At 58.3% G+C, this 18,360-nt stretch carries 21 protein-coding genes; 14 read left to right on the top strand and 7 right to left on the bottom strand.

Going from position 1 to position 18,360, the window contains the following annotated elements; genetic code table 11:
• Positions 1-108 precede the first annotated feature (108 nt).
• On the top strand, positions 109-570 hold the full coding sequence (locus RTH46_RS09100; RefSeq protein WP_110994299.1) for an Lrp/AsnC family transcriptional regulator: 462 nt from the start codon (positions 109-111) through the stop codon (positions 568-570).
• A gap of 18 nt (positions 571-588) precedes the next feature.
• Here RTH46_RS09100 and RTH46_RS09095 read toward each other — a convergent pair whose 3' ends face one another.
• On the bottom strand, positions 589-879 hold the full coding sequence (locus RTH46_RS09095) for a DUF3077 domain-containing protein (protein WP_153786004.1): 291 nt from the start codon (positions 877-879) through the stop codon (positions 589-591).
• 505 nt (positions 880-1,384) lie between these two features.
• Between RTH46_RS09095 and RTH46_RS09090 the strand changes: the two genes are divergently transcribed.
• The 10 genes from RTH46_RS09090 (at position 1,385) to RTH46_RS09050 (ending at position 10,946) form a co-directional block, all read left to right on the top strand.
• The gene (locus RTH46_RS09090) at positions 1,385-1,699 is read left to right on the top strand and encodes a helix-turn-helix domain-containing protein (protein ID WP_153786005.1); all 315 of its coding nucleotides are present in this window, start codon (positions 1,385-1,387) and stop codon (positions 1,697-1,699) included.
• 162 nt (positions 1,700-1,861) lie between these two features.
• A complete protein-coding gene (locus RTH46_RS09085) occupies positions 1,862-3,544 on the top strand; it encodes a flavin monoamine oxidase family protein (protein WP_153786006.1) in 1,683 nt (560 codons plus the stop codon).
• A 16-nt stretch (positions 3,545-3,560) separates the two neighbouring features.
• Entirely contained in the window at positions 3,561-4,343 is a 783-nt protein-coding gene (locus RTH46_RS09080) for a carbon-nitrogen hydrolase family protein (protein ID WP_316905496.1), read from the top strand.
• Positions 4,344-4,450: 107 nt separating this feature from the next.
• On the top strand, positions 4,451-4,810 hold the full coding sequence (locus tag RTH46_RS26250) for a transposase (protein WP_410478553.1): 360 nt from the start codon (positions 4,451-4,453) through the stop codon (positions 4,808-4,810).
• Complete coding sequence (locus RTH46_RS26245) at positions 4,807-5,529, top strand: IS3 family transposase (protein WP_410478556.1); 723 nt, start codon at positions 4,807-4,809, stop codon at positions 5,527-5,529. The genes RTH46_RS26250 and RTH46_RS26245 overlap by 4 nt, the downstream gene beginning before the upstream one ends.
• A gap of 110 nt (positions 5,530-5,639) precedes the next feature.
• Positions 5,640-6,146: a DUF3275 family protein gene (locus RTH46_RS09070; protein WP_316905495.1), complete on the top strand. Its 507-nt coding sequence runs from the start codon at positions 5,640-5,642 to the stop codon at positions 6,144-6,146.
• Positions 6,147-6,212: 66 nt separating this feature from the next.
• Positions 6,213-6,467, top strand: coding sequence for a hypothetical protein (locus RTH46_RS09065; RefSeq protein WP_103470012.1), 255 nt, complete (start codon positions 6,213-6,215; stop codon positions 6,465-6,467).
• A gap of 63 nt (positions 6,468-6,530) precedes the next feature.
• Complete coding sequence (locus RTH46_RS09060) at positions 6,531-7,127, top strand: hypothetical protein (protein WP_410478552.1); 597 nt, start codon at positions 6,531-6,533, stop codon at positions 7,125-7,127.
• A 32-nt stretch (positions 7,128-7,159) separates the two neighbouring features.
• A complete protein-coding gene (locus RTH46_RS09055; RefSeq protein WP_316905494.1) occupies positions 7,160-8,599 on the top strand; it encodes a DUF6094 domain-containing protein in 1,440 nt (479 codons plus the stop codon).
• A gap of 97 nt (positions 8,600-8,696) precedes the next feature.
• Positions 8,697-10,946: an SNF2-related protein gene (locus RTH46_RS09050; protein WP_316905493.1), complete on the top strand. Its 2,250-nt coding sequence runs from the start codon at positions 8,697-8,699 to the stop codon at positions 10,944-10,946.
• 29 nt (positions 10,947-10,975) lie between these two features.
• Here the strand turns inward: RTH46_RS09050 and RTH46_RS09045 are convergent, their stop codons facing one another.
• The 4 genes from RTH46_RS09045 to RTH46_RS09030 all read right to left on the bottom strand — a co-directional run bounded on the left by RTH46_RS09045 (position 10,976) and on the right by RTH46_RS09030 (position 14,800).
• The gene (locus tag RTH46_RS09045; RefSeq protein ID WP_316905492.1) at positions 10,976-11,884 is read right to left on the bottom strand and encodes a hypothetical protein; all 909 of its coding nucleotides are present in this window, start codon (positions 11,882-11,884) and stop codon (positions 10,976-10,978) included.
• A 104-nt stretch (positions 11,885-11,988) separates the two neighbouring features.
• Positions 11,989-13,254 carry a hypothetical protein gene (locus RTH46_RS09040; protein WP_316905491.1) on the bottom strand — a complete coding sequence of 422 codons (1,266 nt, stop codon included), beginning with the start codon at positions 13,252-13,254 and terminating at the stop codon, positions 11,989-11,991.
• 19 nt (positions 13,255-13,273) lie between these two features.
• Positions 13,274-14,062: a hypothetical protein gene (locus RTH46_RS09035; protein WP_316905490.1), complete on the bottom strand. Its 789-nt coding sequence runs from the start codon at positions 14,060-14,062 to the stop codon at positions 13,274-13,276.
• 51 nt (positions 14,063-14,113) lie between these two features.
• Positions 14,114-14,800 carry an SOS response-associated peptidase family protein gene (locus RTH46_RS09030; RefSeq protein ID WP_316905489.1) on the bottom strand — a complete coding sequence of 229 codons (687 nt, stop codon included), beginning with the start codon at positions 14,798-14,800 and terminating at the stop codon, positions 14,114-14,116.
• A gap of 107 nt (positions 14,801-14,907) precedes the next feature.
• On the opposite strand from RTH46_RS09030, the gene RTH46_RS09025 reads away from it, so the two are divergent.
• Positions 14,908-15,336 (top strand): S24 family peptidase, encoded by a 429-nt coding sequence (locus tag RTH46_RS09025; RefSeq protein ID WP_316905488.1) that lies wholly within the window; start codon positions 14,908-14,910, stop codon positions 15,334-15,336.
• The gene (locus RTH46_RS09020; protein ID WP_316905487.1) at positions 15,326-16,603 is read left to right on the top strand and encodes a Y-family DNA polymerase; all 1,278 of its coding nucleotides are present in this window, start codon (positions 15,326-15,328) and stop codon (positions 16,601-16,603) included. The genes RTH46_RS09025 and RTH46_RS09020 overlap by 11 nt, the downstream gene beginning before the upstream one ends.
• Positions 16,604-16,622: 19 nt before the next feature.
• On the opposite strand, the gene RTH46_RS09015 is transcribed toward RTH46_RS09020, so the two are convergent.
• Both RTH46_RS09015 and RTH46_RS09010 read right to left on the bottom strand, forming a co-directional pair.
• On the bottom strand, positions 16,623-17,213 hold the full coding sequence (locus RTH46_RS09015) for a hypothetical protein (protein ID WP_316905486.1): 591 nt from the start codon (positions 17,211-17,213) through the stop codon (positions 16,623-16,625).
• A gap of 76 nt (positions 17,214-17,289) precedes the next feature.
• Positions 17,290-17,478, bottom strand: coding sequence for a hypothetical protein (locus tag RTH46_RS09010; protein WP_316905485.1), 189 nt, complete (start codon positions 17,476-17,478; stop codon positions 17,290-17,292).
• A 178-nt stretch (positions 17,479-17,656) separates the two neighbouring features.
• On the opposite strand from RTH46_RS09010, the gene RTH46_RS09005 reads away from it, so the two are divergent.
• Positions 17,657-18,355, top strand: coding sequence for a methyl-accepting chemotaxis protein (locus RTH46_RS09005; RefSeq protein ID WP_316905484.1), 699 nt, complete (start codon positions 17,657-17,659; stop codon positions 18,353-18,355).
• The last annotated feature ends 5 nt before the right edge of the window (positions 18,356-18,360 follow it).

Genomic DNA, 18,360 nt, shown 5'->3' with positions numbered 1-18,360 from the left:
GCCGGGCGGCATGAGGCCGCAATATTAGCGGCTTGCACCACAAAAGCCAGCGCTTGCCCTGCAGCGTGGCGGCTGGCTAGGCTAGCGCGTCCACTGCAGAGATTAGCCATGCCTGACTCACGCCCCATCGCCCTCGACGAAATCGACCGCCAGCTGATCGCCCTGTTGCAGATCAATGCCCGCGAAAGCGTCGCCACCCTGGCCCGGCAGCTCGGTATCGCCCGCACCACGGTGAATTCGCGCCTGGCACGGCTGGAGAAGAGCAAGGTAATCACCGGCTATGGCGTCCGGCTTGGCCAACGCCTGATCGGCGGCGGGCTGCAAGCCTATGTGGGGATCAAGGTGCAGCCGCGTGCGGGCAAGGAGGTGGTGCGGCGGCTGTCGGCCATGGGCCAGGTGCAGCAGCTGTGTGCCGTAAGTGGCGAGTTCGACTATGTGGCCTGGCTGCACAGCGATTCGCCGGAACAGCTGGACCAACTGCTCGACCAGATCGGTAGCCTCGACGGGGTCGAGAAGACCACCACGTCGATCATTCTCAGCAGCAAGGTAGACCGGGGGCAACCGGGCTGACTGCCCCACGGTCGGCCATCAGGCCTCCATCGCGTCAAGCAGGCCATCCGTCAGTGCCCGGATGGTTTCAGCCGAATGCACGATCGACCAGATCATCGCCCGATTCGCCTCGGGCGCGTGATGCAGGGCGTAGTCGTCGGCGATTTCCTGGATCGCGGACGCCAACATGCTGGTGTGCACAAGCGCGTCGGCGGCATCGACGCCGGGGCGGACGGTGAAGATGGGCGGGTGACTGGACTGGCAGGTGCAGAACGGGCGCTCGGTGGTGGGATTCAGTTTCAGGGGTGGGTCGGGGACGATTTTCTTCATGGCGCAGTTTCCAAGTTGGGCTAGGAAAAGCTGCCCACTGTTCCTTCTCACAGGAACAAGGTGGCAGCCATACGCGGGGTGAGAAACCGGCCAACTTGGAATCCGGCCAGGCAATAGCCTGCCCGCGCACGGCTGCCATAAAGCATGCCTCGGCGCTCAAGTTGAAGGATGGGTTTCTCACGCCCAGTCACCGAATGTGCGGCGACCGCAAGAAATTAGCCGTGAAGAATTACCCGTGCAGCCAGACCAGAGCGACAAGACGAGTAGGATAATTCCCTATCTTTAGATGGTCTGTAGGAATGATGGACAGCCCATCGCCGCAGATGCCGAACAGACGGGGGCACCCAAGGCTACAGCCCTTTATCTGCGACATATTCAGCAATTCTCTCCCCTCCCTCTTCTCCCCTCTCCATTTGGGCTGGCAGCAGTCCACCCTATTGACGATTTGACGACCAAATCACAAACTATACGCAAAATACGTACAGATATTTGATGAGGGCCGCCAATGCCACGCAACATCTTCACTGAACTCACCGAAGGCTTCGACGCCCTCGCCGGCGAACGGGCCGGCAAGCTCACCCTGCGCTCGCACAAGGTCGAATTCGAACAACTGGCACCGCTGGTACCCAACGAGCTGATCGAACTGCGCCAGCGCCTGAACATGTCGCGCGCAGTGTTCGCCGCCTACCTGCGCACCAACGCACGAACCTTGGAGAACTGGGAACAAGGCCGTTCTCAACCCAACGCCCAGGCCATCGCCTTGATCCGCCTGGTGCAGAAGTACCCCGAGACAGTCGAGCACCTGGCCTCCTTGCGCTGATTCGTCGATATGAGATGCAATAGCATCATAACGACGAAATAAACGACATAACGACGCCACTCTGCATCTTATTTACGAACACCGCGCTTCATAAAATGGCCACCAGTCATTCTCTATACTCAGGCTCCGCCCCCTGCGCAGCCTCTCTGGCAAGGTCATTACATGAACAAGAACAACCGCCACCCCGCCGACGGCAAGAAACCCGTCACCATCTTCGGCCCGGACTTCCCCTTCGGCTTCGATGACTGGCTGGAACACCCGGCCGGCCTGGGCAGCATCCCCGCAGCGCGGCATGGCGAGGAAGTGGCGATTGTCGGGGGTGGCATTGCCGGGCTGGTGGCGGCCTACGAGCTGATGAAGCTGGGCCTCAAACCGGTGGTGTACGAAGCGTCGAAGCTGGGCGGGCGCCTGCGTTCGCAAGCCTTCAATGGCACCGATGGCATCGTCGCCGAGCTGGGCGGCATGCGCTTCCCGGTGTCGTCCACGGCGTTCTATCACTACGTCGACAAGCTGGGCCTGGAAACCAAACCCTTCCCCAACCCGCTCACCCCGGCCTCGGGCAGCACAGTGATCGACCTCGAAGGCCAGACCTACTACGCCGAAAGCAAGGCCGACCTGCCGCAGCTGTTCCACGAAGTGGCCGATGCCTGGGCCGACGCCCTGGAGAGCGGCGCGCAATTCAGCGATATCCAGCAGGCCATCCGCGACCGCGATGTGCCACGCCTGAAAGACCTGTGGAACAAGCTGGTGCCGCTCTGGGATGACCGCACCTTCTATGACTTCGTCGCCACCTCGCGCTCGTTCGCCAAGCTGAGCTTCCAGCACCGCGAAGTGTTTGGCCAGGTGGGCTTCGGTACCGGCGGCTGGGATTCCGACTTCCCCAACTCGATGCTGGAAATCTTCCGGGTGGTCATGACCAACTGCGACGATCATCAGCACCTGGTGGTCGGCGGTGTCGAGCAGGTACCGCAGGGGATCTGGCGCCATGTGCCGGAGCGTTGCGCCCATTGGCCGGCCGGCACCAGCCTGAGCTCGCTGCACGGCGGCGCACCGCGCACCGGGGTCAAGCGCATCGCTCGGGCCTCCGATGGTCTGCTGGCCGTTACCGACAACTATGGCGACGTACGCCACTATGCGGCGGTGCTCACCACCTGCCAGAGCTGGTTGCTGACCACCCAGATCGACTGCGAGGAGGCACTGTTCTCGCAAAAGATGTGGATGGCCCTGGACCGCACCCGCTACATGCAGTCGTCGAAGACCTTCGTGATGGTCGACCGGCCGTTCTGGAAAGACAAAGACCCGGAAACCGGCCGCGACCTGATGAGCATGACCCTGACCGATCGCCTGACCCGCGGCACCTACCTGTTCGACAACGGTGACGACAAGCCAGGGGTGATCTGCCTGTCCTACGCCTGGATGAGCGATGCCTTGAAGATGCTGCCGCACCCGACCGAAAAGCGCGTGCAGCTGGCCCTCGATGCACTGAAGAAAATCTACCCCAAGACCGACATCGCCGGGCACATCATCGGCGACCCGATCACCATTTCCTGGGAAGCCGACCCGCACTTCCTCGGCGCCTTCAAGGGCGCGCTGCCGGGCCACTATCGCTACAACCAGCGCATGTACGCGCACTTCATGCAGCAGGACATGCCCGCCGAGCAGCGCGGCATCTTCATCGCCGGTGACGACGTGTCGTGGACCCCGGCCTGGGTGGAAGGCGCGGTGCAGACTTCGCTGAACGCGGTGTGGGGTATCATGAACCACTTCGGTGGCCAGACCCACCCGGACAACCCAGGCCCAGGCGATGTGTTCCATGAAATCGGCCCCATCGCCCTGGCCGACTGAGCGAAGGAGTAGCGTGATGCGCATCGCCCTGTTCCAGGGCACGCCCGGCCCCCTGGACGTGCCCGGCAACCTCGAACGCCTTCAGCACCAGGCCCAGCTGGCCGCCCAACAAGGCGCCCAACTGCTGGTGTGCCCGGAAATGTTCCTGAGTGGCTACAACATCGGCCTGGACCAGGTGGAACGCCTGGCCGAGGCCGACGATGGCCCTTCGGCGATGAGCGTGGTGGAAATCGCCCAGGCTCACCGTATCGCCATCGTCTACGGCTACCCCGAACGGGCCGACGACGGCGCGATCTACAACAGCGTCCAGTTGATCGACGCCCATGGCCGCAGCCTGTGCAACTACCGCAAGACCCACCTGTTCGGCGAGCTTGACCGTTCGATGTTCAGCCCGGGCGCCAATCACTTCCCGGTGGTCGAGCTTGACGGCTGGAAGGTCGGCTTGCTGATCTGCTACGACATCGAGTTCCCGGAGAACGCCCGGCGCCTGGCACTGGCCGGCGCCGAGCTGATCCTGGTGCCGACGGCGAACATGGCGCCGTATGACTTCGTCTGCCAGGTGACCGTGCGCTCGCGGGCGCAGGAGAACCAGTGCTTCCTGGTGTACGCCAACTACTGTGGCAGCGAAGGCGAGATCCAGTATTGCGGGCAGAGCAGCATCGTCGGGCCGGACGGCAGCCTGCTGGCGATGGCCGGGCATGACGAGGGCTTGTGGCTGGCGGAACTGGAGCACGAGCGAGTGGTGAAAGGGCGAGAGGCGTTTCCGTACCTGGCCGATCTGCGCCGCGACTTGCACTGACAGGGGACCCAGCGCGCACCTTGTGGGAGCGGCTTTAGCCGCGAAGCAGACGACGCAGTGGATGGCACCGGCTTTGCCGGTGTTCGCGGCTGAAGTGAACTGGCCTAATGATTTTGGACACCTTCATCGGGCGCTATGATGGCGCCCAATTGGAGGCAAAATCAGTGCGTAAATCTTATTCAAGAGAATACAAAGTCCAAGCTGCCGAAATGGTTCTGGATGGTGGCCAGTCAGTTCCCGAGGTCTGCGCAGCCCTTGGGCTTGGGCCTACCGCGCTTCGCCGTTGGGTTGAACAAGTGCGGCAAGAAAGAGCGGGCAAGGTTCCGGCGGGAGCCAAGGCAATCACGCCGGAGCAACAGCGAATTGAAGAACTCGAAGCGCTGGTCCGTCAAAAGGATCGGGATATCGAAATCCTAAAAAAGGCCAGTGCTCTCCTGCTTCGGGACTCCAAAGATCGTTCTCGCTGATCAACGAGCTGAGTGAGCAGTATCCTGTTGTCGACTGCTGTCGCGTGCTTGGGGTCACGCGCAGTAGTTTCTACGCGTGGCGCAAGCGGCAAGGGCGTGAAAACCCTGGCAGAGATGCGCTGCGCCTGTTGGTAGTCGACCATTTCAAAGCGTCGCGAAATGCCTCCGGCTCACGAACACTCGTGCAGGAGCTGCGTCGTGAAGGCCACGAAGTCGGGCGATACAAAGTGCGCGCATTGATGCGCGAAGCGGGCCTGCAGTGCAAGCAGCGCAGGCCGCACCGCTATCGGTCATCGGGTGCGGAAGCACTGATTGCAGAGAATCAGCTAAAGCGAAATTTCAAAGTCTCGACGATCAACGAGGTGTGGTGTGGTGATGTGACTTACATCCAGGTTGGCAGACGTTGGCTGTACTTGGCCGCAGTAATCGACTTGTACGCACGCCGAGTTGTGGGCTGGGCGTTTTCTATGACTGCCGATGCCAGGTTGGCTTGTGACGCGTTACGCATGGCATCCGAGTCCAGAGGCAAGCCTGCGGGTGTGATGTTTCATTCAGACCAAGGCTGTCAGTACACCAGCCATAAATTCAGGGCAGCACTTGAAGAGTACAGCCTGAACCAGAGCATGAGTAATCGAGGGCAATGCTGGGACAACGCGGCCATGGAGCGATTCTTCGGCGCATTGAAATCAGAATGGGTGCGGACATCCAGGCTTATCTGATGCGCTACAACCTCAAGCGCCTCCACAGCTACAACGGCTATGAAACGCCAGTAGCCATGGAGGAAAAGCTCAAGGCAGCGGCATGAACCTTAACCGGTGTCCAAAATTACTTGACCAGTTCACTCCTGGATCAGTACCAGGAGGGTAAATACCGAGGTGACTTCGCAATCAAGCAGATTCGACCCTCGTACTACTCGCACGGCGGTCGACTCGTTGTTGAGATCAGGGCTGAACTTGAGGGCATGACCCTGGAGGATGTCACAGGTCTCAGTCGCGAGGACGAAGAACACCTGCCAACAAACGTCCCTGACCCTCTTGAAGAGGACGGGCCACCATCCACACCGCTACCGCCACGTCGGACTCCAAATACACCGGCGCGACAGCCCCAAACTGATGCCTTCGCCTCGGATGAGCCCTTCGGGATGAGTCCAACGGCGCCACCGAGCACGAACGACATCGATGCCGAGCTTTTTGGCACGGTGTGGCCACTGAGCGAAACCGTGAGGCTCGACACCACCGTTGACCGACAACGGCTGCGCGCCCAATGCACCCGACTGGACCAGCTCGGTTTCACCATGGACTTCAAAACTCAAACCTGGACCAGGGCCTCGTTTTAAAGCGCCCTGCCACACACCCTGAGGGGCCTCCTCGGGGGGCTCCATTTTTCTACCTGGAGCACCACCATGAACGCCATCTTCAGCAACTTGAGCAAACAAACCCTCGCGAACATCGAGGACCAGCTGTCCAACAACGAGGTGTCGACTGACGAGGAGCTCGTCGACCTGTTCATCGAGGAGTTGGAGCTCACACTGGACCAGGCCGAGGCCGCTATCCGCCTCCGTGACCAGTACCGCATCCAGATTTTCCGTGCTGGTCACGGGCCACTGCACAATGAGAAACCCGTGGTGTTCGATCCAGACACCAGGACCTTCAACTAACCACCAGACCACCCCGGGGGGCTTCCGCCCTCTGGGACGGACGCCTCCACTATGGAGGCCATCATGCACCCATCCCCCTTGTTCCAGATCGAAGAATGCCCGGACCTGTACGTCGACGCCTGTGTGTGCGACGAGCAACGCAACCTGGTGTTCATGTCGGCCTGGGGTCGTGACACCGCACTGCAGGAGTTTCTGGCCAGGCTCACACTTGGCCGAGAAGAGAATGGCATCGAGCAGTTCCACATTCTCGTCGACGGGCGGAGCATTCCCGTTTTCCCTAACCATGACCTACTGGAAAAGCGTACCACACGGCAATTCCGCGGCACCCTATTCGGCAGCATGTTGCACCTCTGGCTGTTCGATCGGCGCGCTTCGGTGCCCGACCAAGCCAATCACTTCGCTTTTGCCCTCCTGGAGCGCAATGAAGCCCCTCACCAACGGCTTTGGCCACTGGTGATCGAGACCTGCCCGCTTCCCCTTCTCCCCCACTGGCGCGAGCCCGTGATGGAGGTCCTCACCCAGCACCGCATGCTGACTGCCCTACCCGGGGCGATCGGCAACGTCTGCGCCTGGCGGCTCGCTCTTCAGCTCGACGTGCTCGAGCCCTCCCTCGGAGAGCTGATCCGTCGCGGCGAACTCACTATCGAAGCTCAGGCGTAGGCCTGGGCTCACCTATGACTCAAGGAACGCTTATGGCCCTTATGTTTCCGCGCCTGGCGCGCAACTTTGCCCGCAACGGCTACTACCCCACCGATGAGATCACGCTCGAACGCACGCTGCAGGCGCTCACTCCCGCCACCTCGGGCAGGATGAGGATCTGCGACCCCTGCGCCGGCGAGGGTGTTGCCCTTGCTGAAGCAGCTCACCTCCTGGGCCGCGACCAGGTCCAAGCATTCGCCGTCGAGTACGATCGCGAACGCGCGGATCACGCGCGTGGCCTGCTCGATCGGGTGCTGCACAGCGACCTCTTCGACACCTTGATCAGCCGCCAGTCGTTCGGCTTGCTCTGGCTCAACCCACCCTACGGTGACCTGGTCGCGGATCACTCCGGTGCATCCCAGTACCAAGGCAGCGGCCGCCGGCGCTTGGAGAAAGCTTTTTATCAGCGCTGCCTCCCGCTTCTGCAGTACGGCGGCGTCATGGTGCTCATCGTTCCTCACTACGTGCTGGACGACGAGTTCACTGGATGGCTGAGCAACCACTTCGCCGAACTGCGTGTATACGGTGCTGCAGACCCCACCTTCAAACAGGTGGTGATCTTCGGCATCCGTGTACGTCGGCAGGACCTGGCCCGGGTCTCCACCAACCAGGTGAGGTCTCGCCTGCAGGCGATCGGCGCCGGCCAGGAGCAAGCTGAGGAGATCCCAGCCAGCTGGACATGGGAGCCGTACCTCGTCCCGTCAGCTGCTAGCGAGCTGGAGCACTTCTACCGCATTACCCTGGAGCCGGAGCAATTCGCCGCCGAGATTCTGCGGTTGCGGGGTCTCTGGCCCGACTTCAACTTGCACTTCGGGCAAGCCGGTCTTCAACCCCGAGCCCCTGTCCGCGAGCTTTCCCGTTGGCACCTCGCTCTGGCCCTGGCCGCCGGCGCAATCTCCGGTGTTGTACGTTCGAAGTCGGGGCGGACCTTGGTCGTGAAGGGTGATACCTACAAGGACAAGGTGCGCAAGACCGAATTCACCGAGGACGAGAAGGGTAACGTCTCAGAAGTCAGGATCCTCACCGACCGCTTCATCCCGATCATTCGTGCTTGGGAGATGACGCCTTCGTCAGTGCATCACGGCCAGGTCCTGATCATCAGCTCCTCGCCGGCGAGCATGGACGAAGCGTCTGCCACGGACGAACGAGTCACAGCACCGCTGTTTAGCCCAGGGCAGATCATGATGACTGCCGCTATCAGCCACCTGGTGGAAACCGGGCAGCTCAACCCAACCCCTGCGCTGAAACGCCACCTGGCTGGCGACTGGGGCGAGCTATGCGATGACGATCGAGCCTCCAACCAGCTCGCACTTATCCACGGAGACCGCTTGTTCTCAAGCTACGACATCGACGCCGGCGGCGAGTCCAGACTCTGGATCATCACCGAAGCCGACCGTAGCGCCACCACCCTGCTGCTTCCCAGCGACTATTGATCTGCGCCGCAACGGCGACAACCCCACACCGACCCACAGGGTATGCCCATACCCACCGGGGTTTGTGCATGCCCTGTTTTCCCTGCAGGAGATGCACATGAACGCACTGACCCAAGCAGCCGCCTCGGCCAACTCCCCACTGAACATCAACCTTACGGATTTCATCGACGAGTTCGGCGACGAGCTCCTGGCGTCACTCAACAGCTCCAACCCTCCGGTCTACACCGGCAGCATCAACGAACAGCGCCAGGCCGTGATGGCAAGTCTCAAGCGCACGCCATTCGTGGCGCAAGCTGAGGTTGTCCAAGCCATCACGGCGCTGCTACTCGATCGCAACGAGCAAGCTGCGATCATCAACGCCGAGATGGGTACTGGGAAAACGATGATGGCCATCGCGGTCGCTGCCGTGCTCCACGCGGCAGGCTACCGTCGAACCCTCGTCATCTCACCACCTCACCTGGTCTACAAGTGGCGACGCGAGATCCTGGAGACCACGCCAGGCGCCCGCGTCTGGGTGCTCAACGGCCCGGACACGCTGGTCAAACTGCTCAAGCTACGTGACCAGTCGGGGCAAACATACGACGGCCGGCCGGAGTTCTTCATCCTCGGCCGCGTCAGGATGCGGATGGGTTTCCACTGGCGACTCGCCTGCTGGAAGCGGCGTACTGCAGGTGGCCAGCTGCTGGCGGCATGTCCAGATTGTGGCCAGGTCCTCGAGGACCTGGAGGGCAATCTGGTCACCGTGGACGAGTTCGAGCGCGGTGATCGCCGTCGCAACTGCACGGCCTGCAACGCTGCCCTCTGGACGCTTATGCGCCCAGGCAAAGCCGATGGTGGGGACCGACGCTCGACGATCCTGAAGTCGATGTGCCGGATACCGACGATCGGCCCGGTCCGGGCGGAACGGCTGCTAAACGACTTCGGCGAGGACTTTCTGGCCTCGATGCTGGTCGACAACGTCTCGGAGTTCATCAACTTGATGGACGCGAAAGGTAACTTCGTCTTCAGCGACCGCCAGGCCAAGCGCATGGAGCGGGCGATGGCAAACATCGAGTTCGGATTCGGCGAAGGCGGCTACCAACCGACAGAGTTCATCAAGCGCTACCTACCCGATGGCTTCTTCGACCTGCTGGTTGTCGACGAGGGGCATGAGTACAAGAACAGCGGTTCGGCCCAGGGTCAGGCCATGGGGGTGTTGGCCGCGAAGGCGCGTAAAACCGTGCTTCTCACCGGAACCTTGATGGGTGGCTACGCCGACGACCTGTTCTACCTCCTGTTCCGCATCCTCACCCAGCGCATGATCGAGGACGGCTACCGACCCAACGCACGCGGCAGTATGGCGCCTGCAGCCATGTCGTTCATGCGCGATCACGGCGTGCTCAAGGACATTTACACCGAGCGCGATGGTGATTCGCACAAGACCGCCAAGGGCAAGAAGCTGTCGGTACGCACCGTGAAGGCCCCAGGCTTCGGCCCTAAAGGCATCCACCGGTTCGTGCTGCCATTCACCGTGTTCCTGAAGCTCAAGGATATCGGTGGCAACGTGCTGCCCAGCTACCAGGAGGAGTTCATCGACGTGCCCATGGCGCCGGAGCAGGCCTCGGCCTACCAGCGCTTGGCCGCAACGTTGACCGCTGAACTCCGCCAGGCTCTGGCCCGGAGAGACACCACCCTTCTGGGAGTGGTGCTCAATGTGCTGTTGGCCTGGCCGGATTGCTGCTTCCGATCGGAGATGGTCAAACATCCGCGTACCCGCGACACGCTGGCCTTTGTGCCGGCGCTCTTCGGTGACGATGAACTGATGCCCAAGGAGCAGGCGCTGCTGAACCTGTGCCTCGAGGAGAAGGCGAAAGGCCGCAAGGTCCTTGCCTACACCGTCTACAGCGGGACGCGCGACACCACGTCCAGGCTCAAGAAGGTCCTCGAGCAGGCAGGCCTGCGCGTGGCGGTACTGCGGGCCACGGTTGAAACGGTTCGACGCGAGGACTGGATCCTCGACCAGGTCGACCGCGGTGTCGACGTGCTGCTCACCAACCCGGAGCTGGTCAAGACCGGTCTGGACCTGCTGGACTTCCCAACCATCGCGTTCCTGCAGACGGGGTACAACGTGTACACCCTACAGCAAGCCGCGCGGCGGTCGTGGAGGATCGGACAGAAACACCCGGTCCGCGTGGTTTTCTTCGGCTACGCCGGCAGCTCGCAGATCACCTGCCTGCAGCTGATGGCCAAGAAGATCGCAGTGGCGCAGAGCACCTCGGGCGATGTACCCGAGTCCGGCCTCGACGCCCTGAACCAGGACGGTGATTCGGTGGAGATGGCACTTGCAAGACAATTAATCGCAGCATGATGAAAGGCCACCAGACGGTGGCCTATTTTTTATTCAACTGTTTCTTCTGGATGATATATGTGATACGTATCACGAGCCCTCTCCCAGCAACTTTCAAGATCAGATTTGAATTTGTCGATCCAGCTATGAATAAGCTCGAACGGATAAGGCGATTCGTTACCGGCGCGAACCACAAGAGCTTTTGTCCCTACTCTTATAATGCACGTGTTCCCTCCTCCCCGAATACACACCTCCACTGGATCGGATGGTGATCTGCATATCACTGTCGCATGCACAATCTCGTGAGAGTGTTTGGGTAGAAGGATTTTTTGCAACTCCAACGTAGCCGTCACACTTACACACTCAACCCCAACGGCTGCCAGTTCTGCCCGACCATGTTCGTCGAAGCTGTACGGCACATAGTCTCTACCCACACGACAGTCGACCGCAGTAATAAGGCTCGATGGTATGGGGCCGAAGTGCAAGTACCAGGTGCTTTCCTTGGAGTTCCCTTTCTTCTTTGCCAGCCGGAAACGCTCCTCATCGGTGAGAGAGTTGAGGTCATACAAAGCAGACAGGCCCATTTCCCGGACCCACTGCTTAGGGGCCTCATAGAGCTTGCACCACTTCTCGAATGAAATTAATCCACGAGGAAGTCCATTTTCCATACGGAGGGGCTGCAAACTACCAGACTCTACCGTCAAGCGAATCTTCGACTTGTCTGTAGTCAACGTGTTCCGCAGTTTCTTTCCTTCAACGCGCTGGGCCTTTCTCACCTCAGATTCAGTTAACTGCCGCTGCTTAGTAGGCACTCCTGTACCCTCTGGGAATGGCAGACTGGTAAACCATACCACCCCCTCAATAATTCCTCCCTCTGGCGTATCTAGATGCCCTTTAGAAAGATCATGCGTCATGATGGCTTTGGCAAGTCCCACTGCCGTATAATGATACAATCTCATTTAATCACTCAGCTCCATTAAGTACGCGTAAACGCAGTTATACAGTGTACCGCTCAACCTCACCAAAGCGCGAGCATTCGGTGGAATTTTTTCTCAAAAAGCCATCACTCTTCTTCGTAACCGAAGCCACGGCAGATCTCCCACACAGCGAGAAATGGCGTCAACATTTGATAGCCAAACATAACTTCTTGCTGCCCAGCCTCATAAAGATAACAAACATACTCGCTATACACTTCCCTCAACAGGCCTGTGGTATAGGCCTCAAAGTTGTGTGTAAACACGGCATCTACCATACTGGTCTTTAATCCGTACCAGTCAGGCAAGCCGATCTCAACATGGATCGATTGTGATTCATTCTGCAAGCAGAACTCCAATTGATCGCGAACCGTTCGAATCAAACGACCGGAAAAATCACTCTCCATCGCCTCAAGCCAATTAAAGCGCTGGCCGTCCTCGGTAAGCTGATTGTAGATCGCCTGAATTTCAGTCAGCCGACCTGGAGCAGATCTCCCCCCAATACTCCCATCCTCAGTATATGTTCTCGCTGACGAGAATGGATTCACAGCAGCCACAACAATCATATTGGGGTATGGAAACAAACCAGCAACCTCATTCCACTTCTGAGACGAATAAACTATGGAATGAAAGCCCTTAGACTCCAAAATATGTGCAACTGAATTACTTATTTGATTCAAAGCATCCTTAGCATACTGAGGAGGCTCATCATACTCGGAGTCTATCCAGCCTTGAATTAGTGGGAACGACATTGTCACACACGTCATCGAGTGATCATTGAAGACATTATTCTCAAACCACTTGTAATAGCTTTGCTCTGGGTAAAACACACCCAGGGAATAACATCCACCCTCACAAGACGGGATAAGTGCGACAATGTTTTTCTTGTTCTGCAAGAGCTCTTGCACGTATGCATCTTTAACCGTTCGCGTCTCCATTGGCGCAACTAAGATAGAGGTGATTGCCGTTTCATTAACACCCGGGAATATCGAGCAAAAATGATTAGCATAGGCCAATAGCTCTGTGAAAGCCTGCCGTTCAGTTTGCTGCGACTTCTTCAACTCGATAATCGTGATTCCCGTGGACTCTGAGCACCCAAACAGGTCTACCCTTGTTGGATTAGGGCCTACTTTTTCGAGCCTAAGTTCCTTAGCTGTTAAAACCAGATCTTCTAGCTGATCCAGTATCTCATTTATAGCACGTTCTACTTTACGCTGAAGCAAAAAATGAAGCGGCGGGAATTCTTCACCTTCCCACTCTACCGGTTCCCTTCGACCTGCAATCAGAGAGGAAAAGTCATCCTTATGATTATTGAACAAATAGTCCCTAAACGCATTCTCACTTATGTCCAGCATCGCTGCCTCGTCTACGAAGTCACAGTGGAGGTCTTACAGATGAGTAGACTGGTCCAGTGTGGCCGCAAGGTTCACCAGTCAGTTCTTCAACCATGCGATTTTTGGCGTCTACCCAGCTTTGGAAAATTTCGCCACGCTCGTGAATTAGGGGATGATTGTCGATTGAGGCGGCTATGAGATAAGCGATGGCTTGTCCTGCCTCAACGCATACAAATAAGGCGTGATTAACATGCCAGCTATTTTTTCCATACACGCTGGTAAACTCAAAGGCATGAAGGCCATCTTGGGCCGGCCCAGAATTCGAAAGATGACCAATCACCGACTTGGTATTAGGGTGCGCGCCAAAATCTATCGATGCTTCGTAATACCCCCAGACATATTCAGCCATTACCGGGTCACTGCTTTTTAAAATATCCACAGCCTTTTTGGCCGTGAACATTTTCCGACACTTACTCAAAGCAGTCTCAGAAGAATGTCTATCCAGCCAAACATCAGCCTTAGAAGCATCATTTGCTATGATATAAGCGTAACATGAGGATTCCAGAGCCGCCCGAACTATTGGAAAGACGCAAACGACATGCCCAGAAAGGGCCTCTCTAACACCAGCCAAAAGCATCGTGTACGCATTAATTATAAGCAAATTTGCTGCTGACTGCTCTGACAGTGGAAGCGAAAAAATCTCATCGTGAAAAATACCATCCATCTGAGCAATCAGATGCATTAACTCAGGACTTTCACTTGCGTGATCCTGAGTATTTTCCAGCGTAGCAATCAAATAATCTCGGACCCTACCAACATTGATCTTCAATCGACCACTCCTGTATATATTACACTTTCGTACAACCCTACACATAAACCGTTAAATTGGCTGTATCAGTTCCGCTCCCTGATTACGAACGCTTCCAACCTTGGTGGTAATAGGGAACCATCGGAAGTCATTACTTGGCCGGCATCCTGTTTGAACGATCTCCACCATCCGTTCAGTCGCTGTGTCTGGATCTATCCATTCTCGGGCAAGCTCAGGGGTCAGCACCAGGGGCTTACGATCATGGATGTCCACCAAGCCTTCATCCGCCGCTGCAGTCACGATAACGAAGCCACTGCGCTCATCCGGCTCCAGCCCTGAATGAACGTCGGCCAACGCCGCGAAGAACAAAGGCGTACCATCCGCCGCTTGGATGTAGTACGGCTGCTTGTGCTTCGGGTCCTCGGGCTTGGGTACCCACTCGAACCACCCATTGGCCGGCGCCAAGGCTCGCCCTCCCGGCCATAGCGATTTGAAGAACTTTCCGGTCATCACTGTCTCGGCCCGCGCATTGATCGGGTCAGGGCGCTTCCCCTTAGCCCAGAATGGCGACCATCCCCACCTCACCCGGTCGATACTCAGTCCTCCAGGCGCAGGCCTTATCACTTCCACGCGGGTAGAGGGCGCGACGTTGTACCGGTTGATCCGCTCATGGTCATACCCATTGATCACCACCAGATCGAGCGCCAACTGTTTCAGGTAGTCGTCCATGCTCTCGAAGATTGCGTATCGCCCGCACATAACCCACCTCGCTCGTTTGTCGGCGGCCAGGCTTCCGCACATTGACGTAGGAACGCTCTGACAGTTTACTGTATAAATATACAGATATTCATTTGAGTTGATCTGCCATGACCATCACCTTCTTGGGCGCGCCGACGGGCGGCCCTGCGCTGCTGCCGGTGTATTCGTTCCGTGTGCCGGCCGGATTCCCTTCGCCGGCGGCGGATCACCTGGAGCGTCACATTTCCCTCGACGAGCTGTTCGACCTGCGTGCCCCTCACGTGTACCTGGTGCAGGTGGAAGGTGACAGCATGCAGGGCGCTGGCATTTTCTCGGGCGACCTTCTTATCGTAGACCGCAGCAACGAAGCCGAGCACGGCGACATCGTGATCGCCGCAATCAACGCCGAGCCCGTCTGCAAGCGGCTTTACCGGCGCGACGGTGTGTTGATCCTGCAGTCGGAGAATCCCGCATACCCACCGCGCCACGTCATGGAGGGCGATGACCTGGTCATCTGGGGTGTGGTGCGCTACAGCGTGCGCGATCATGGCCAGTGACCAGGTGTTCGCGCTGATCGATTGCAACAGCTTTTACGCCAGCTGCGAGCGCGTGTTCCGCCCGGATCTGGCGCGTACGCCCATCGTCGTGCTGAGCAACAACGACGGGTGTGTGATCGCCCGGTCGTATGACGCAAAACCATTCGTGAAAATGGGCGAACCGTACTTCCAATGCCGGGAAAAGCTACGTCGTCACGGCATCGTAGCTTTCTCCTCGAACTACGCGCTATACGGCGACATGAGTGAGCGGGTGATGTCGCTGATCGAGTCGATGGTGCCGGCAACCGAGGTCTACTCGATCGATGAGTGCTTCGCCGATCTCACTGGCGTGCAGGGGAGTCTGACCCAGGTCGGCCGGGACGTGCGCGCCAAAGTGCTGCGCTGTACAGGGATTCCTGTCGGGGTCGGGATTGCTCGTACCAAAACCCTGGCAAAGCTCGCCAACCACACAGCAAAACGCTTGCAGGAGCAGACCGGTGGTGTCGTCGATATCACCGACGACTTCAAGCGCGACTGGGTGCTGCGAAACACTGAGGTAAAAGAGGTGTGGGGCATCGGTAGGCGGATGACTGCACACCTCGAGACCATGGGTATCCGCATGGCCATGGACCTGGCCAAGGCTGACCCACGGATGCTTCGTGAGAAATTCAGCGTGGTGGTGGAGAAGACCGCGCGCGAGCTTGCCGGTATTTCATGCCTTGACCTCGACGAAGCCGACCCGCCGAAGCAAGAAATCTGCTGCAGTCGAATGTTCGGCAAGCGGCTGACGGAACTGGCACCAATTAAACAGGCGGTGGCCACCTACACGGGGCGAGCTGCCGAAAAGCTGCGTGCTCAGGGTTCGGTTTGCAAACGCATGCGAGTGGCGATCCGTACTGGAATGTTCAACCCAAACGAGGCCCATTTTTCCAAGGGTGCGCTGGTAGAGCTGCCATACCCCACGAATGACACACTACTGTTAACGCGGGCCGCAACCGAGGCTGTAGAGCAGGTCTACCAGCCAGGCTACCGCTACAGCAAGGCCGAGGTATTGCTCCTCGATCTACGCCAACCTGGCGAGTTCACCGATGATCTGTTCGCCGCAACGCAGCCGGCTGCGTGTGCCCGGCTGATGGCGGTGATGGATGGAGTGAACCAGCGATACGGCAGAGGCACCCTGAGATCCGCCACCGTTCCCCGTAATCCCGACTGGGGTATGCGCCGGGAGCTTATGAGCCAGTCGTTTACAACCAGAATCGATCAGTTGTGGCGAGTTAACTGCAGGTGAGGCGGATCTTCGTACCGTGTCAGTGGCGGATATCAACGAACACTGGATGGTCGATGGCATGCTGGGTCTCTTCAACCTCGCTATGCCAACCGCCGATCCCCCATGCCTCAGGCATGAGGTCACCAATAAAGCTCAGGTCAGCGACGTTATCCGGGCCTACCAGCAAGCAGCACACCTCTCCATCAATGAGCGCAGCTGCACTGCCGTTGCTCTCCTTGTCCAAACGCAGAGCTTTACCCGGGTTCTGTTCCAGCAGGGCGCGATAATTAGCCATAGCGATGGGGTAGGTAAGCATGGCGATCTGCCCCTTGACCTCCGGGCCGACCTCGATGAACTGAGGGGAGTTGACCGCAGCAACAGTGGCCTCGGGGTCTTCATCGCTCTCCCAGCACCCCAGATACTCTTCCCAGACAAGGGGGCTCGAGCATCCTGCGTCATCCACTTCAACTTTACCGGTAGGACCAACAACCACGTGGTAGAGGTTGTCACCCGCGAGGAACAATGCGCTGTTACTACCGATCAGCAGGGCCTTCCCCTGTTGACCTTGCAGGACAGTGACATAGGCGGCACGCATCGCTTTGAACGTCGGCTTGACGGGTGAAATGTCCATCGTTCAGTTCCTCAGTGAATTGCTTCGACGAGGAAAAGTTAACCTATATGTGAGCTATTGGCCAGCTAAAACAAACCTATATGTTAGTTTTTTGCTCCAGGCCACGCACTGCATCATCCCAGTGCAGATCGCGCAGCGGATCATTCACGATGCGGCTCAACGAATTGGGGTGCTTGTTCCACCGTGCCGCCAAGTCCTTCCCGCTCCATCCTCGGCGCCGATATTCCGCTTTAAACTCACTCGGCGTCATGCGTTGTTCGGACATCCAGACCATCCCACGAATAATGTCGCCCTACTGGGCCGATGCCGAAGCATGTCAGCAGCAAGGTCGCATTGTCGACTGGTACTCGGCCTTAAAAAAATCCACACGCTCCGGCTAAGCATTTCCTACTGAAATGGGATCGTGGCTGCGCGAAGGTGTACTCGGCTTCGAGAGGACACCCATGAAACTGCCGATCCGAAAGTACCTACCCCATGCTGCTGGACTGCTCATCCTGGGCGCGATCATCGCGCTCCAGCAGTACCAGCTTTCAACTCTGTCCAGCGCCATGAATGCGGCGGCAGAACAGACATCCATCGATGCACTACAAAATCGGGTGAGTGCGATCGACGATCGGCTCGATACAGTGTCAGGCAAACCTCTGGTCACAATGGAGGACTTCCGTGTGAGCCAGCAGGTGCTGGTTAACCGCATTGATGCTGTGCAGGCCACGGCCAAGCAGGCGCAGGACATCGCAGTCGAAGCCACCCGCTCATCCGCGAGTGCAGGTGATCTCCTGGTTCTAAAGGCGGATCTCGAATCGCTTGGCGGCAAGCTGCAGAAAATGAGCAAGCCCCAGGGTCAGGCAACTGCTCCAGTTCAAAAAGCCTCCCCTCCGAAACCCAAGCCGAAGCCCGCACAGGTTAAGGCCCCACCTATCCCACAAGAGCCACCGCCCTTCCAGATGATGGGACTCGAATACCGAGGCGGCGAGCGTTTCCTGTCGGTCGCCCCTGCAGGTAGCACACGACTGAGCCAGATCGACCTGATCCGTCCAGGTGAGGTAGTCAGCGGCAGCACCTGGCGACTTAAGGCGGTGGATGAGCGAACCGCTACCTTCGACGCCGGCGGCACCACCCGAACCCTCAGCATTCAGCCATGAGATAA

Origin of the sequence: Pseudomonas sp. zfem004 (genome assembly GCF_032621715.1) — a bacterium.
Taxonomy (GTDB): Bacteria; Pseudomonadota; Gammaproteobacteria; order Pseudomonadales; family Pseudomonadaceae; genus Aquipseudomonas; species Aquipseudomonas sichuanensis.
This window is presented reverse-complemented; position numbering and strand designations above follow the sequence as displayed.

Coding starts and splice junctions, on each gene's coding strand:
- RTH46_RS09100 (WP_110994299.1), top strand. CDS start 109: ATGCCTGACTCACGCCCCATCGCCCTCGACGAAATCGACCGCCAGCTG.
- RTH46_RS09095 (WP_153786004.1), bottom strand. CDS start 879: ATGAAGAAAATCGTCCCCGACCCACCCCTGAAACTGAATCCCACCACC.
- RTH46_RS09090 (WP_153786005.1), top strand. CDS start 1,385: ATGCCACGCAACATCTTCACTGAACTCACCGAAGGCTTCGACGCCCTC.
- RTH46_RS09085 (WP_153786006.1), top strand. CDS start 1,862: ATGAACAAGAACAACCGCCACCCCGCCGACGGCAAGAAACCCGTCACC.
- RTH46_RS09080 (WP_316905496.1), top strand. CDS start 3,561: ATGCGCATCGCCCTGTTCCAGGGCACGCCCGGCCCCCTGGACGTGCCC.
- RTH46_RS26250 (WP_410478553.1), top strand. CDS start 4,451: ATGATTTTGGACACCTTCATCGGGCGCTATGATGGCGCCCAATTGGAG.
- RTH46_RS09065 (WP_103470012.1), top strand. CDS start 6,213: ATGAACGCCATCTTCAGCAACTTGAGCAAACAAACCCTCGCGAACATC.
- RTH46_RS09060 (WP_410478552.1), top strand. CDS start 6,531: ATGCACCCATCCCCCTTGTTCCAGATCGAAGAATGCCCGGACCTGTAC.
- RTH46_RS09055 (WP_316905494.1), top strand. CDS start 7,160: ATGGCCCTTATGTTTCCGCGCCTGGCGCGCAACTTTGCCCGCAACGGC.
- RTH46_RS09050 (WP_316905493.1), top strand. CDS start 8,697: ATGAACGCACTGACCCAAGCAGCCGCCTCGGCCAACTCCCCACTGAAC.
- RTH46_RS09045 (WP_316905492.1), bottom strand. CDS start 11,884: ATGAGATTGTATCATTATACGGCAGTGGGACTTGCCAAAGCCATCATG.
- RTH46_RS09040 (WP_316905491.1), bottom strand. CDS start 13,254: ATGCTGGACATAAGTGAGAATGCGTTTAGGGACTATTTGTTCAATAAT.
- RTH46_RS09030 (WP_316905489.1), bottom strand. CDS start 14,800: ATGTGCGGGCGATACGCAATCTTCGAGAGCATGGACGACTACCTGAAA.
- RTH46_RS09025 (WP_316905488.1), top strand. CDS start 14,908: ATGACCATCACCTTCTTGGGCGCGCCGACGGGCGGCCCTGCGCTGCTG.
- RTH46_RS09020 (WP_316905487.1), top strand. CDS start 15,326: ATGGCCAGTGACCAGGTGTTCGCGCTGATCGATTGCAACAGCTTTTAC.
- RTH46_RS09015 (WP_316905486.1), bottom strand. CDS start 17,213: ATGGACATTTCACCCGTCAAGCCGACGTTCAAAGCGATGCGTGCCGCC.
- RTH46_RS09010 (WP_316905485.1), bottom strand. CDS start 17,478: ATGTCCGAACAACGCATGACGCCGAGTGAGTTTAAAGCGGAATATCGG.
- RTH46_RS09005 (WP_316905484.1), top strand. CDS start 17,657: ATGAAACTGCCGATCCGAAAGTACCTACCCCATGCTGCTGGACTGCTC.